Origin of the sequence: Phenylobacterium sp., assembly GCF_025351295.1 — a bacterium.
GTDB lineage: Bacteria > Pseudomonadota > Alphaproteobacteria > Caulobacterales > Caulobacteraceae > Phenylobacterium.
Genome location: NZ_JANXWD010000106.1, coordinates 44,240 through 57,124, shown reverse-complemented (window position 1 = coordinate 57,124; position 12,885 = coordinate 44,240). Strand labels below are relative to the sequence as shown.

The 12,885-nt window shown below is 71.6% G+C and carries 12 protein-coding genes; 9 read left to right on the top strand and 3 right to left on the bottom strand.

The features are described 5' to 3' along the window. Positions 1–66: 66 nt before the first annotated feature. Positions 67–855: a hypothetical protein gene (locus Q0R13_RS15350; RefSeq protein WP_293905438.1), complete on the top strand. Its 789-nt coding sequence runs from the start codon at positions 67–69 to the stop codon at positions 853–855. A gap of 17 nt (positions 856–872) precedes the next feature. Next, a complete protein-coding gene (locus tag Q0R13_RS15345) occupies positions 873–1,454 on the top strand; it encodes a GNAT family N-acetyltransferase (RefSeq protein WP_293905436.1) in 582 nt (193 codons plus the stop codon). On the opposite strand, the gene Q0R13_RS15340 is transcribed toward Q0R13_RS15345, so the two are convergent. Together Q0R13_RS15340 and Q0R13_RS15335 are read right to left on the bottom strand one after the other, a co-directional pair. After that, the gene (locus tag Q0R13_RS15340) at positions 1,451–2,926 is read right to left on the bottom strand and encodes an amidase (RefSeq protein WP_293905434.1); all 1,476 of its coding nucleotides are present in this window, start codon (positions 2,924–2,926) and stop codon (positions 1,451–1,453) included. The genes Q0R13_RS15345 and Q0R13_RS15340 overlap by 4 nt on opposite strands. Positions 2,927–2,984: 58 nt before the next feature. After that, entirely contained in the window at positions 2,985–4,616 is a 1,632-nt protein-coding gene (locus Q0R13_RS15335; RefSeq protein ID WP_293905432.1) for a SpoIIE family protein phosphatase, read from the bottom strand. Between the two features lie 122 nt (positions 4,617–4,738). Here Q0R13_RS15335 and Q0R13_RS15330 point away from each other — a divergent pair, with 122 nt between their 5' ends. Genes Q0R13_RS15330 through Q0R13_RS15315 form a run of 4 tightly spaced genes read left to right on the top strand, consistent with a single transcriptional unit; the run spans position 4,739 to position 10,272 of the window. After that, positions 4,739–7,375 carry a hypothetical protein gene (locus tag Q0R13_RS15330; protein ID WP_293905430.1) on the top strand — a complete coding sequence of 879 codons (2,637 nt, stop codon included), beginning with the start codon at positions 4,739–4,741 and terminating at the stop codon, positions 7,373–7,375. Then, positions 7,365–8,645, top strand: coding sequence for a hypothetical protein (locus Q0R13_RS15325; RefSeq protein WP_293905428.1), 1,281 nt, complete (start codon positions 7,365–7,367; stop codon positions 8,643–8,645). Before Q0R13_RS15330 ends, Q0R13_RS15325 begins: the two co-directional genes overlap by 11 nt. Continuing rightward, positions 8,642–9,028 (top strand): hypothetical protein, encoded by a 387-nt coding sequence (locus Q0R13_RS15320; RefSeq protein WP_293905426.1) that lies wholly within the window; start codon positions 8,642–8,644, stop codon positions 9,026–9,028. The genes Q0R13_RS15325 and Q0R13_RS15320 overlap by 4 nt, the downstream gene beginning before the upstream one ends. After that, on the top strand, positions 9,025–10,272 hold the full coding sequence (locus tag Q0R13_RS15315) for a hypothetical protein (protein ID WP_293905424.1): 1,248 nt from the start codon (positions 9,025–9,027) through the stop codon (positions 10,270–10,272). The genes Q0R13_RS15320 and Q0R13_RS15315 overlap by 4 nt, the downstream gene beginning before the upstream one ends. Here Q0R13_RS15315 and Q0R13_RS15310 read toward each other — a convergent pair. After that, positions 10,249–10,581, bottom strand: a complete 333-nt coding sequence (locus Q0R13_RS15310) for an STAS domain-containing protein (RefSeq protein WP_293905422.1) — start codon at positions 10,579–10,581, stop codon at positions 10,249–10,251. The two genes, Q0R13_RS15315 and Q0R13_RS15310, sit on opposite strands and share 24 nt — an antisense overlap. A gap of 121 nt (positions 10,582–10,702) precedes the next feature. Here Q0R13_RS15310 and Q0R13_RS15305 point away from each other — a divergent pair, with 121 nt between their 5' ends. The 3 genes from Q0R13_RS15305 to Q0R13_RS15295 are packed head-to-tail and all read left to right on the top strand — an operon-like array spanning position 10,703 to position 12,877. After that, positions 10,703–11,134, top strand: coding sequence for an ATP-binding protein (locus Q0R13_RS15305; RefSeq protein WP_293905420.1), 432 nt, complete (start codon positions 10,703–10,705; stop codon positions 11,132–11,134). A 49-nt stretch (positions 11,135–11,183) separates the two neighbouring features. After that, positions 11,184–11,651 (top strand): SET domain-containing protein-lysine N-methyltransferase, encoded by a 468-nt coding sequence (locus tag Q0R13_RS15300; protein WP_293905418.1) that lies wholly within the window; start codon positions 11,184–11,186, stop codon positions 11,649–11,651. Continuing rightward, positions 11,648–12,877: a diaminopimelate decarboxylase gene (locus Q0R13_RS15295; RefSeq protein WP_293905416.1), complete on the top strand. Its 1,230-nt coding sequence runs from the start codon at positions 11,648–11,650 to the stop codon at positions 12,875–12,877. The genes Q0R13_RS15300 and Q0R13_RS15295 overlap by 4 nt, the downstream gene beginning before the upstream one ends. Positions 12,878–12,885: the final 8 nt, after the last annotated feature.

Genomic DNA, 12,885 nt, shown 5'->3' with positions numbered 1-12,885 from the left:
ACGCTTCCCCTCGCGGACGCCGCTGGCGCCTGACATAGTCGCCGCGTTGCAGCCGGAGGAGGACCCATGAATCGCCTGTTCCTGTCGGTCGACATGGTGGGTTCGACCGACTTCAAGGCACGGGCGGCCGGCCAGGGATCCGAGAGCTGGCTGGATGTCTTCCGCAGCTTCTTCTCGAACTTTCCGCTGATGGTCGCCGGCCAGATCGGGTTCCAGTTCCTCGACGAACAGGCGACACCGGCGATCTCGGTCTGGAAGGTGATGGGCGACGAGGTGGTGTTCGTGACCACCCCCGAGACGCCGGAGGAGCTGACCTCGGTCCTAATCGCCCTGCTGCGGACCATGAGGCTCTATGACGAGCGGCATTTCGGCGGCCTGCCGCTCAGGCTCAAGGGCACCGCCTGGCTGGCCGATTTCGACGGGCCGAACATCGAGATCGAGATCCCGGAACTGTCCAGCGGCCAGGGCGCCTATGTCGACTACATCGGCCCGGACATCGACCTGGGCTTCCGGATCGGCAAGTTCGCGCGGCCCAACAGCCTGGTGATCTCGCTGGACGTGCTGGAGGTGGTGCTGGGGGCGCGAAACGCCGGCGACGCGGCGCTCTACATGATGGGCCGCGAGCCGCTGAAGGGGGTGATGTTCGGCCGCGCCTATCCGATCGTCCTGATGCACGACGCCAGCGAGCGGTTCTCGTTCCTGCCGTGGGAGATCGAGCAGGATGCGCTGATGGCGGCCGCCGTCGCCGCGTCGCCGACCCCGCCGGCCGAGTTGCGCCGGATGATCGACGAGATGCGCCATTACCTGCGCAAGATGCACGGCCGCGAGCGCAAGCCGCCCAGACTGGGGGCCTGACGCGGATGGGAAACGCCATGATCGACGTACGCACAGCCGAGGCGTCCGAAGGGGACGCGGTGCTCAATACCCTGATGCTGGCCTTCAGCACAGACCCCTGCCTGCGCTATCTGCTCGCCTCGCCCGACGCCTTCTTCAAGGGCTTCCGGGCCTTCGCGACGGGTATGGGCGGGGCGGCGGTGGCCCAGGGCACCGCCTGGCTCGCGGACGACGGGGCGGCCGCGGCGCTGTGGCTGCCGCCCGGGGTCTCGTCCGACCGGGATGCGATGCTGGCGGTGATCGGCGAGCTGGCGCGGGAGGAGAAACTGCCGGTGCTGGGCGAGGTGGGCGAGACCATGGCGGCCTACCACCCGGACGCGCCGCACTGGTACCTGGCGATGATCGGGGTGGACCCGGCGCGGCAGGGCCGCGGCTATGGCTCGGCGATCCTGAAGCAGTCGCTGCGCCGCTGCGACGAGGACGGCGTCATGGCCTACCTCGAGAGCTCCAATCCCAAGAACGTGCCGCTCTACGAACGCTACGGCTTCGAGGTGATGGGGTTCGTGCAGCCGGGGGACTTCCCCGGCATCTACCCGATGGTGCGCCAGCCGCGAGGCTAGGCCGTCCGGCGCAGACCCGGAGGCGGCCGCGTCCGCCAGAGCGGTTCGACGGCCTCGTAGGCCGCGCCCAGTTGCAGGCACGCCATCTCCTGGTGGACTGGGGCGATGATCTGCAGGCCCATCGGCAGCCCCTGGGGGCTGAACCCCGCAGGCATCGCCAGAGCGGGGCAGCCCGCCATCGTGACCAGGCAGACCCCCTTCATCCACTCATGATAGGTCCGCATCGCGACGCCCGCGATCTCCGTCGGCCAGCGCGTGGCGATGGCGAAGGGAAAAAGCTGGGCGGTCGGTGCGATCAGGTAGTCGTAGGTCGAGAACAGCCCCTGGACGGCCTGGCTCCACTGGGTGCGCACGGTCGATGCGGCGATGATGTCGACGGCCGACAGGCGTAGCGCGGTCTCCAGCTCATAGATCGACTGGGCGTTGAGCAGGGCCCGCTGGGCCGGGTCGTGGTCGAAGGGCAGGAACTGACCGGCCTGCTGCCAGGCGCGCAGGCGAATGAACGCCTGCCACGCCCGTTCGACGTCAAAGTCCGGCATGGCCGCCTCGACGACGCAGCCCAGGGCCTCGAACCGTTTGAGGGCGGCGCGGCAGACGTCGAGCACGCCGGCCTCACAGGGCGTGGCCCCGCCGAAATCGCCCAGCCAGCCGATCCGCTTGCCCTTCAGCTCAGCGTCCAGTGGGCCGGCGAAACCGGCCCCGTCGCCCTCCAGCGACAGCGGCGCGCGAGGGTCGTACCCGGCCTGGACCGAGAGCAGCAGGGCGAGGTCGGCGACGTTGCGCGCCATCGGCCCCTGCACGCCCATCGACGGTTGCCAGGCGTTTGGCGCATCGACCGGCACGCGGCCGAAGCTGGTCCGGAAGCCGCAGACGTTGTTCCATCCGGCGGGATTGCGCAGGCTGCCGCCATAGTCGCTGCCGTCGGCGAGCGGGACCATCCGCAGGGCCAGCGCCACCGCCGCCCCGCCGCTGCTGCCGCCCGCCGACCGGCTCGGGTCATGGCTGTTGTGCGTCGGCCCGTAGACGGGATTGACGGTGTGCGAGCCCAGGCCGAATTCCGGCGTGTTGGTCTTGCCGATGAAGATCACGCCGGCCGCGCGCAGCCGCTCGGCCGTCAGGCCGTCGGCCGGGGCGACCAGGTCCTTGAAGATCGGCGAGCCCCGGGTGAAGCGGATGCCCTTAACCGGCTGCAGATCCTTCATCGCATGGGGAAAGCCATGGAGCGGTCCGATGGGGCCGCCGCGCGCCAGTTGGGCGTCGCGGTCCCGCGCCTGGCTGAGCAGGCCGTCGCGATCCTGCAGGGCCACCACGGCGTTGGCGGCCGGGTTGAGCCTGTCGATCTGGTCAAGGTGGGCGGTCATCACCTCGAGCGAAGAGACCTTGCGCGCCCGGATCGCCTTGGCGAGGCCGCGCGCGGTCATCGAGACGATGTCGCTCGCCTCGGCTGAGTCGCCGTCCGGTTCGTCGCTCATGCTCGCTCCTGGAGGCCTGGAGCCCTGGAGGCCAGGCTACAACACGGTCCCGCCCGGCCTATGGCCCCTCGTAGCGCACCACCAGGATGGCGATGTCGTCGGACTGGGCCGCCTGGCCCACGAAGACGCGGACGTCGTCGGCCAGGCCTTGGGCGATCCGGCGTGCGGAGGTGTCGGCCCGCGCGGTTCCCAGGGCGGTCTCGATGCGGGCGATGGTGAAGAGGTCGTCGGCGAGGTTGGCGGCCTCCGAGACGCCGTCTGTGAACAGCACCAGGGCGTCGCCGGGCGCGAGTTGGAAGGCGCCGGTCTCGAAGGTCGCGTCGTCGAACACCCCCAGCGCGATGCCCGGCAGCTTGGGCAGGCGTTCCAGGGCGCCGTCGGCGCGGCGTACGAAGGGCGCGTCGTGGCCGCCGTCGCTGTACTGCACGGCGCCGGTGCGCAGGTCGAGGATCCCGCAGACCGCGGTGACGAACATCTGGGCGGCGTTCTCCCGCGCCAGCCCGGCGTTGACCCGACCCATGATCTCGCCGGTGGTCTGGGCGGCGAGCGCACTGGCTTTGAACAGGGTGGTGGTCATGGCCATGAACAGGGCCGCCGGGACGCCCTTGCCGGAGACGTCGCCGACCACGAAGAACAGCCGGTTGGCGTCGATCAGCAGGTAGTCGTAGAGGTCGCCGCCGACCTGCTTGGCCGATTCCAGCAGGGCGTGGATGTCGACGTCGGTGCGCTCCGGGAACGGCGGGAACTGGCGGGGCAGCATTCCGGCCTGGATGTCGCGCGCGGCGGAGAGCTCGCCCTCGACCCGCTCGCGCGCCGCGGTCGCCGCCTCCATGTCGATCAGGTAGCGCTGCAGCCGCGCGATCATCGCGGTCATGGCCTCGGCCAGGCTCCCGACCTCGTCGCTGCGGCTGTGGCTGATCTTTTCGAGGGCCGCGGTTTCCGCGCGGTCGGGCTGGAAATTCCGCTGGCCGATGTTGCGGGTGAAGGAGGTGAGCCGGATCAACGGGCCGATGATCCGGTCGACCAGCAGCCAGCCAAGCGCCATGGACAACGCGAACATCGCGGCGCCTACCGCGATCGAGGTCTTCAGCGCCTGGTTCAGGCGGTCACGGACCGTGCCCAGGGGGATGTCGGCGCCCACCACATAGGGCCGTGCGTCGACCCCGCGCATGGGCAGGTAGATCGAGCGGAAGGTGCCGAACTTGTCGGTGTACTCGTCGAACCGCGGCTTCCCGTCCGCGAAGCTCTGGTAGAGCTTGGGCGGGGCGTCCTTGTAGAGGCTGAAGAAGCCGGTCCGGGTGCGGGTCTCCCACTCTCGCGGGGTGGCGCTGGTGGAGACGGTGCGGATCTCCCGGCCAAACTGCATGTAGGTGTAGACGTACTGCAGCTGCGAGGCGTCGGCGAAGCGCGAGAGGCGGTACTGCAGGCGGTAGTACTCCTCGGCCGGGATGGAGTCCGGGCCGGTGATGCGGGCGTGATAGACGTCTGGCACGATCTCGGCGACCGCCAGGGCGGCGGCGCGAAGCCGCGCATCGATGCCGGCCATGATCTCGGTGCGGTCGATGCTGTAGAGCACCGCCGAATAGGCGGTGGCGGCCACCAGGTTCAGGGTGAACAGCAGCAGCAGCAGTTGCGACCGCAACCCGAAACGGCGGCGGCGTTCGGCGCTGTCTCCTGCGAGATCGTTCATCGCCCCTGAGCACCCACCGACAGCCGTTCGCGAATTCGAAGCTATTCTATAGGGGAATCCGCCATCCACGCTAACGCTGGCCAAGGTGGGGGTCTCAAGCCAGGGAGGGCGCGCCAATTCTGTTGAACCGCCTCTTCAAGGTCGAGCCCGGCGATTGGCCGAAACTGCTGCAGTTCGGCCTGTTCGGCCTGTTGCTGCAGACCGGCGTCGGCATCGGTTTCAGCGCCGGCGACGCGGCGTTCCTGAGCCATGTGGGGCCGGGCAAGCTGCCGGTGATCTTCCTGCTGACCCCGGCGGTGATGGTCGTCTACACGGCGCTGTTCTCATACCTGCAGGTGCGCTTCTCGCCCGGGCGGGTGATGGACGTCACCCTGCTGATGCTGGTGGCGGGCGGGATGATCGGCTGGGCGCTGCTGTCGGCCCACCTGCCCAAGGGCTGGAGCGTCTACGTCTACTATGCGCTCAAGCTGTACCTGGCGATGTGGTACATCGGCCTCTACTCGCTGTTCTGGACCTTCACCGACGCCTATTTCGATATCCAGGACGCCAAGCGGCTGTTCCCGCTGTTCGCCGCCTTCTGCGCGCTGGGCACGGCCATCGGGGCGCTGATCGTCAGCAGCTTCGCCGGCGTCGTGCCGCTGGCCGGGTTCCTGCTGGTGTGGTCGGCGGTGGCGGCCGGGACCCTGCCAGCGGCGCGCGCGATCCGCCGTCGCTGGACGCGCATCGCCGACAGCGACACCGACCTGGACAGCGAGGTCGCCAGCGTCCGGATCCAGCTGAAGCTGGTGGCCCGCACCTTCCGCACCTCACGCTATGCGTCGCTGCTGGCGCTGGCCCTGTTCGTCACCCTGCTGATGACCAACCTGGCGGAGTTCCAGTACTCCTCGGTGCTGCAGAAGGGCCGCAGCGAGGCCGGGCTGGCGGCGCTGTTCGGCGAGCTCTATGCGGCCTCCAGCGTCTTCAACCTGATTGTCTGCCTGTTCGTGTTCAACCGGCTGGTGACGCGGATGGGGGTGCGCAACGTGGCCCTGATCCTGCCGCTGACCTACTTCGCGGCGTTCGGATACTTCTTCCTGGCGGGCGGGACCGGCGCGGCCCTGGCGGCCTTCTTCGCCTACCACGGGGTCCTGACCTCCATCGATTACAACAACCAGAACCTGATGTTCAACGCGACGCCGTCGGCGGTGAAGCGGCCGTTCCGGACCATCGTCGAGGGGATGTGCGAGCCGCTGGCCAGCCTGCTGGCCGGCGCCTTCCTGCTGCTGGCGGCCCGGCATGTAGACGTGCGCGAGCTGGCCGGGGTGGGCGTGCTGCTGGGCGCGGGGCTGGTGGCGATCGTGATGGGCCTGCGCCACGTCTATCCGGCGGCCATGGAGGCCAATATGCGCCGGGGCTGGCTGAACTTCGGCGACCGGGCGCTGCGCGCGCCGCAGTTCGACGCCGCAGGATTGGCCCTGCTGAAGGCCAAGGCCGCTGAGACCGACTCCGGGATCGCCGCCGCGGCCCGGACCCTGCTGCACCGCCCGTCGGCCCGGCCCGACGTGAGCGACGTGCTCGAGACCGACTCCTCCGGCGCCACCGACGCCTTCGCCGCCAAGCTGGCCGACCCCTCGCCGTCGGTGCGAAAGTACGCGCTCCAGGCCCTGGTCAGCGTGGTCGGCCCCGGCGACATCGGCCTGGTCGCCCCGCTTATCGACAACCTGACCCGGATGGACCGCGCCACCCGCCAGACCATCCTGGACCTGCTGGCCGCCATCGGCGACGTGGAGGCGATCCCCCCGGTGCTGATCGCGGCCGCGCGGCTCAGTCCGCGCGAGCTGCGCGCCACCGAGGCCATGCTGGTCAGCCTGGGCGAAGCAGCGATCCCGCGGCTGATGCAGATGCTCGCGAACTACCAGGCGCCCTATCGCGCCCGGGCGGTGGCGGCCCGCGCGCTGAGTGCGCTGTCGCACGCCCAGTTCGTCTCCCAGCTCGACCGGCTGGTGGGCGAAGAGCTGGGCGAGACCGGGCCGCGCCTGGCCGTGGCCGAGCGGTTCGAGGCGGAGCGGGACCGCTCGCCGGCCATAGACCTGCTGGCGCTGGCGTATCGCGAGCGGATCGCCGGCTCGGTGGACTTCGCCCTGGAGCTGCTGGCCCTGGGCGGTCTGGTGCCCGACTTCGACCTGCTGATCGTCTCGCTGCATTCGGCCAATCCCAAGGTGCGCGGCAACGCCATCGAGGCCATCGCCAGCGGGGTCGGCGCGGCCACCTACCGCCGGCTGGAGCCGCTGATCAGCCGGCGTCCGACGCGGGCTGCGGCGGGCGTGGGCGAAGGCGACATGCTGCCGCTGCTGCAGGCCGCCATCGACGACGGCCGCGGCTTCGAAGCCGCCGCGGCGGCCCAGGCGCTGCGCGATCTCGTGCCGCCGCAAGACCTGGCCCGGCATCTGCGCGGCGCCCTTCGCCCCGGCCTGGCGCCGATCTTCCGCGACAGCCTGGCGACCCTGCTGGCCCTGCCAGGCGAGGGCCGCGCGACGGTGGTGGATATGGTCGGCGCCCTGCGCGCGCTGCCCGACTTCGCGGCCGCCTCGATCGACGCCCTGGTCGCCCTGGCTGAGCGCGCGACGCCCGAACCCTTCGGGCGCCGGCCGACCGAAGTGGCCGTGGACGGCCGCGCGTTCTGGCTCTCTCGCGCCGACATCGACGACGTCGCTACCCGCTATCCGGACCTGGCGCTGGTGCTGCTGAAGGCCCGCGACGGACGCAGCTATGCGGCCTGAGGGGACCCCGATCCAGGCGCTGCTGTGGCGGACCTTCACGCCGGCCATCGTGGTCGTGGCCATCGCCCTGGGCGCGCTGGTCTACAGCCGGCTCTACGACACCATCCTCGACGGCTTCTCGCGCAAGCTGGTGACCACCAGCTCGCTGACCGCGGCCCTGGTGGACCCGGGAGACCATGACTGGCTGATCGCCGCCGCCCGCGCCGGCGCCGCGTCGGACCTCGTGGAGGCGATGCCGCGCTACCGGCGCAACGTCGAGCCGATGCGGCGCATCCGCCGCGAGCTGGGCCTGACCTACCTCTATTCCCAGGTGCTCGGCGGGACCAAGGACGTGGTCTATGTGCTGGATTCGACCGAGGGGTCCGAGCATTCGACCATCGGCTCGGAGGACGAGCTGCCGGGCGAGACGCGGGCCGGCCTGCGCGCCGTCACCGACCATGGTGTGGTCTATGTCTCGCCGATCCAGTTCCAGGAGCAATGGGGCCTGCTGAAGACCGCTGCGGCGCCCATGCGCGGCCGCGACGGCCGGATCGTGGCCACCGCCGGGGCCGACGTGAACATCTCGGTGATCCAGGTGGCGACCCAGAACGCCCTGTTCGCCAGCGCTCTGATCGGGGTGGCCTCGCTGTTGGCCTGCGCCCTGGCGACCCTGATGATCCTGCGCCGGGTAGCGCAGCCGATCGAGGGGCTGAAGGGCGACGCCCTGCGCTTCGCCGCCGGCGACCGCAATCCGCCCACGGTGCGCCCCGCGCCGCGCGAGGTGGAGCGGCTGCGCCAGGACCTGGCCGAACTGGCCCTCGACCTGATCGCCACCATGCGGACAGCCTGGACCCAGACCGCCGACCAGGACCGGGCCAGCAACCGGCGGCTGATCGAGGACCTGCTGGCCGACGAGCCGGCCGTGGTGAGCCTGGTCGACGACGACGGCCTGCTGGGGCTCTGGATCGCCGCCGACGACGATAGCGAGGGGGCCGAGGCGCGGCTGGGCCGCCGGGCGATGCGCGCCCTGGCCGAACGGATCGCCGCGGCGCCGGAGCTGGCGGCGGACTGGACGGCGTTGGCGCAGGCCGCGCCGGGCGCGCTGCTCGCCATCGACCGCAGGGCTGGAGTCGTGCGCGCGGCCGGCGAGCGGCCGGTGAGGCTGCGGATCGGCGCGGTGGACGAGGTCACGCTTGCGCCGGGAGAGGGCCGCGCCCTCGCGCCCGGGGCCATGCTCAGCGTGCTCACACCCGCCGGACCGATCACCATAGGCTGGGCGGCGCGGGCATGATCGGCGCCGAGGTGGTCCGCACCCTGTTCGCGCTGCGCGCCGTCGAGCCGTTCGCCCGGCTGGACGACCTGGAGCTGTTGCTGATCGCCAGCCACGCGCGGCTGCGCACCTATCCGCCGGGGCGCGTGGTGCTGGCGGCCGGAACGGTGGCCGACGCCCTGTTCGTGCAGGTCGAGGGTGAGGCTCTGGCCGGCGCGGCGCCGGCGCCGGCGGTGTTCGACGCGCCCGGCCTGCTGTTCGGCCTGGCCGCCCGGGCGGATCATGTGGCGGGCCCGGCGGGCCTCAGCGCCCTGCTGATCGCCAAGCCGCACGTCTTCACCATCGCGCGCGAGTGCCCCGAGTTCGTGGTGGGCCTGCGCGACCTCGGCGGCGCCCGGTCATGACCATCCGGCGCACCTTCCTGTTGCTGGTCATGCCGCTGTTCCTGCTGCTGGCGGGGGTCAACGGAGCGCTGCTGTTCCTGCTGGAGCGGGGCGAGGCGGCGCGGGGGATCGAGACCCAGGCGATCTCCGCGGCGGTGACCACGGCCGCCTTCGCCTCCGGCGCCGACGACCTGGCCGCGACCCTGGCCGACCCGCGCCGGGCGGCGGCGCTGAAGGCCGCGGCGGCGAACATCCCCGGGCTGGCCGGCCTCTATGTCGTCGGAACCGACGGCGTGCCGGTGCGGATCGCCGGGCGCGGGGCCGGCGCGGGGCCGGGACGGTTCGCGGCGCCTGCCCGGCCGCTGGCTCTGCCGATTCGCGCCGACGCGCCCCGCCCGCGCCTGGCCACCGCCCTGGCGGCCGCTGGGGGCGGCCGCTTTGTGATCGCCCAGATCGACGCCGAGCCCCTGTTCGCCGAGGTGGCGGCGCTGGGGCGGCTGATCGCCGGGCTGGTGGCGGCCGCCGCCCTGCTGGGCTTCGGCCTCGCCTGGACGGTGGCCAGCCGCATCGCCCGCGAACTGGCCCGCAACAGCGCCATGGTCGAGGCGATCCGCGCCGGCGCCGCGCCGGCCGACCTGGATGCCCTGTCGATCCGCGAGACCCGCGACCTGGCCAACGCCGTACGGCTGATGAAGACCGGGGTCACGGGCCGGCTGGCGCGCAGCCGCCGCGAGCTGGCGCTGCGCGACCGCCAGCGCGACGAGGCGGCCGGCGTGGCGGCGGTCCACGAGACCGCCTTCCCGCCGCTGGTGACGCAGGCCGCCGGGGTGGCGCTTGCGGCGCGCCGGCTGGGCGAGGCGGGCGCCGGGTGCTTCTACGCCCTGGCGACCGACGGCGACCGGGCGGGGCTGGTGCTGGGCGAATGCAGGGGCGCGACGCCGGTTGAGGCCCTGGCCAAGGCGCTGGCCGCGCGGCGGTTTTTCGAGCGCCGCCTGCTGGACGGCGCGGCGGCGGATCGGGTCGAGCAGGGCCGCAAGGCCTTCGATCTCGGGCGCGTGGAATGGACGCAGTGGATCGCCGGAGCGGGCGCGGCGACGAGCCTGGCCCTGCTCGACGGCGACAACGCGGCGCGCGCGGCGGCCTATGCCGCGCGGGGCGGGGATCTGCCGGCCCAGGCCGTCGCCGACGACCTCGAGGCGTTGCTGGTCGCCGACGGCATGGTGGCGGTCCTCAAGCCGGGCTCAGCCGAGCGCGGCCAGGGCTGAGGCCACGTCCGGCTCGATGGCGAAGATGCTGGTGAAGCCCGAGATGTCGAACACCTCCCGCACCGACGGCGCCAGACCCGCCAGCACCAGCTTGTGGCCGTTGGCGCGGGCCGCCTTGGCGCCGATCAGCAGGACCCTGAGGCCCGCGGAACTGACATAGGCCATGCCCGCCAGGTCCAGCACCACCTTGTCGTGCGCCTGGATGCGGGCCGGCAGCACGGCCTCCAGCGCGCCGGCCGAACCGCTGTCCAGCCGGCCGGACGCGGTCACCACCTGCACCCCGCCGACGCTCTCTTCCCGGATGTCCATCTGCGCGCCTCGTCCCTGACCGGGTCAGTATCGCCGATCCCCGCGGGGACATTGAGATATATTTCCACGTGACTAAGCTGGCGCGGTGAGTTCCCGCAAGGTCCCGTGGCAGGCGGGCGGTATGGATCGCGACTTCTCCCATACGCTCTCGGACGGCAGGACAGGGTTCCCCGCCCTGCTCGACGCCATCGAGGCTGAGCTCGCCGCGTCCGAGGCGCCCGATTCGGTCATCGCGCCGGTGCTGATCGCGCTGGACGAGGTGATCAGCAACGCGCTCGACCATGGCGGAGAGGCCGGCGCGACGCCGATGGTGCGCGTAACCCTGCGGGTCGGCGAGGGGCGGGTGGCGGTGCAGGTGGTCGACGACGGCGTGGCCTTCAATCCGATCGACCAGCCCGCGCCGGACACCGCCCTGCCCATGGAGGCGCGCGCCATCGGCGGCCTCGGCATCCATCTGGTCCGCAAGCTGATGGACGCCGTCGACTATGACCGGCGGGCCGGGCACAACCATTTACGGTTTTCCAAGGCCTATTCGTCAGCGTCGCCTTCCTGACGGACGGTCGATGGGCCATCCTGGGTTGCAGAGTGGGGAAGGGCCGGACATGTCGTCCATCACGCCAAAAGGATTCATCGAGGTCGTGGACGAAGATGGCGCGCTGGAGATCTGCCAGACCGACGGGCCCTATGGCCTGGGCGTCCGCACCCTGACCGCTCGCGCGGCGGGCGAGGTGGCGCACCGCTTCACCGGGGTGATCGGACCGGAGCTGAAGCAGCACACCCTGCAGATGCCCGACGGCCAGCATATCGCTGAGACCCGGTTCATCGGCTTCCTGTCGCACAGCTGCGATCCGGACTGCCGGCTGGACATGGGGCGGTTCGAGCTGGTGGCGCTGCGCGACACTGCGGCCGGCGACCTGCTGACCATCGACTATGCCGCCAGCGAGGACGTGCTGTTCCGCCAGTTCGCCTGCCACTGCGGCGCGGCGGCGTGCCGCCACTGGATCACCGGGCGGCTCGAGGGACCGAACGCCGAGGGGCAGGCCTATCTGGCGGGCCTGCCGCCGACATGAGCGTGGCCGGTGTCGCGACGCCGGCGCCCGCCTTCTGGTGGGCGCGCGAGGATCTGGGCTACGTGGACGGCCGACTGCGCTTCGCCGGGCGGGACGTCGCCGCCGCCGCCGAGGCCGCGCCGGGACCGCTCTACCTCTACAGCGCCGCGCGCGTGGCCGCGAACCTGGCGCGGCTGCGCGAGGGCCTGGCGCGGACCGGTTCGCGCACGCGGGTCTACTACGCCATCAAGGCCAACCGGTTCGCGCCGCTGCTGACCGCGATGGCCGGCTGGGGGCAGTGCGGCGCCGACATCTGTTCGCCGAACGAGCTGGACCTGGCCCTGGCCTGCGGCTTTGCGGCCAAGGACATCAGCTTCACTGGCGCCGGGGTGGCCAACCGCGACCTCGACCGGCTGCTGGCCCACGCGGACCTGACGATCAACTGCGACACCGTCGGCATGATCCGACGGATCGGCGAGCGCGCGCCGGGCCGGGCCATCGGGGTGCGGGTCAATCCAGGACGTGGCGTGGGCTATGGCGACAGCCCGCGGCTGACCTACGCCGGCGACGAGGCCACCAAGTTCGGGATCTACCGCGAGCAGTGGCCCGAGGCGCTGGCCACGGCGCGGGCTTACGGCCTGACGATCCGCACCCTGCATTTCCACGTCGGCTGCGGCTACCTCTCCGCCCAGCTCGACCGCTGGGCCGAGGCGGTCGGCGCCGGCCTGGCCTTCCTCGACGACGCGCCGGAGGTGACCACCGTCAACATCGGCGGCGGCCTGGGCGTGCCCTGCCAGGATGGGGATGCGCCCCTGGACCTTGCCCGCTGGGCGGCGGTTCTGCAGCGGCTGTTCGCCGGTCGGGACGTCACGCTGGCGGTCGAGCCGGGCGACTACATCGTCAAGGACGCCGGCCTGCTGGCGCTGTCGGTGACCGACGTGGAGGTGAAGCGCGACGTGGCCTTCGCCAGCGTCGACGGCGGTTTCAACCTGGCCCCCGAGCCGGCCTACTACGACCGCCCGTCCGAGGCCGTCGCCTGCGTCCCGCGCGGCCTGGACCCGACGGCGTGGCGGCCGGTGACCCTGGCCGGCAACATCAACGAGGCGCTCGACATCTGGGCCGCGGCCAAGCCCATGCCGCCCCTGGCCGAGGGCGACCGCATCGCCTTCCTGAACACTGGCGGCTACGGGGCCTCGATGAGTTCCAACCACTGCATGCGCGGCGACTTCACGGAAATCCTGCTGTAGTCAGGACC

Bases quoted from the DNA above. Each gene is read 5' to 3' on its own strand.
- Q0R13_RS15350 (WP_293905438.1), top strand. From the start codon at position 67: ATGAATCGCCTGTTCCTGTCGGTCGACATGGTGGGTTCGACCGACTTC.
- Q0R13_RS15345 (WP_293905436.1), top strand. From the start codon at position 873: ATGATCGACGTACGCACAGCCGAGGCGTCCGAAGGGGACGCGGTGCTC.
- Q0R13_RS15340 (WP_293905434.1), bottom strand. From the start codon at position 2,926: ATGAGCGACGAACCGGACGGCGACTCAGCCGAGGCGAGCGACATCGTC.
- Q0R13_RS15335 (WP_293905432.1), bottom strand. From the start codon at position 4,616: ATGAACGATCTCGCAGGAGACAGCGCCGAACGCCGCCGCCGTTTCGGG.
- Q0R13_RS15325 (WP_293905428.1), top strand. From the start codon at position 7,365: ATGCGGCCTGAGGGGACCCCGATCCAGGCGCTGCTGTGGCGGACCTTC.
- Q0R13_RS15320 (WP_293905426.1), top strand. From the start codon at position 8,642: ATGATCGGCGCCGAGGTGGTCCGCACCCTGTTCGCGCTGCGCGCCGTC.
- Q0R13_RS15315 (WP_293905424.1), top strand. From the start codon at position 9,025: ATGACCATCCGGCGCACCTTCCTGTTGCTGGTCATGCCGCTGTTCCTG.
- Q0R13_RS15310 (WP_293905422.1), bottom strand. From the start codon at position 10,581: ATGGACATCCGGGAAGAGAGCGTCGGCGGGGTGCAGGTGGTGACCGCG.
- Q0R13_RS15305 (WP_293905420.1), top strand. From the start codon at position 10,703: ATGGATCGCGACTTCTCCCATACGCTCTCGGACGGCAGGACAGGGTTC.
- Q0R13_RS15300 (WP_293905418.1), top strand. From the start codon at position 11,184: ATGTCGTCCATCACGCCAAAAGGATTCATCGAGGTCGTGGACGAAGAT.
- Q0R13_RS15295 (WP_293905416.1), top strand. From the start codon at position 11,648: ATGAGCGTGGCCGGTGTCGCGACGCCGGCGCCCGCCTTCTGGTGGGCG.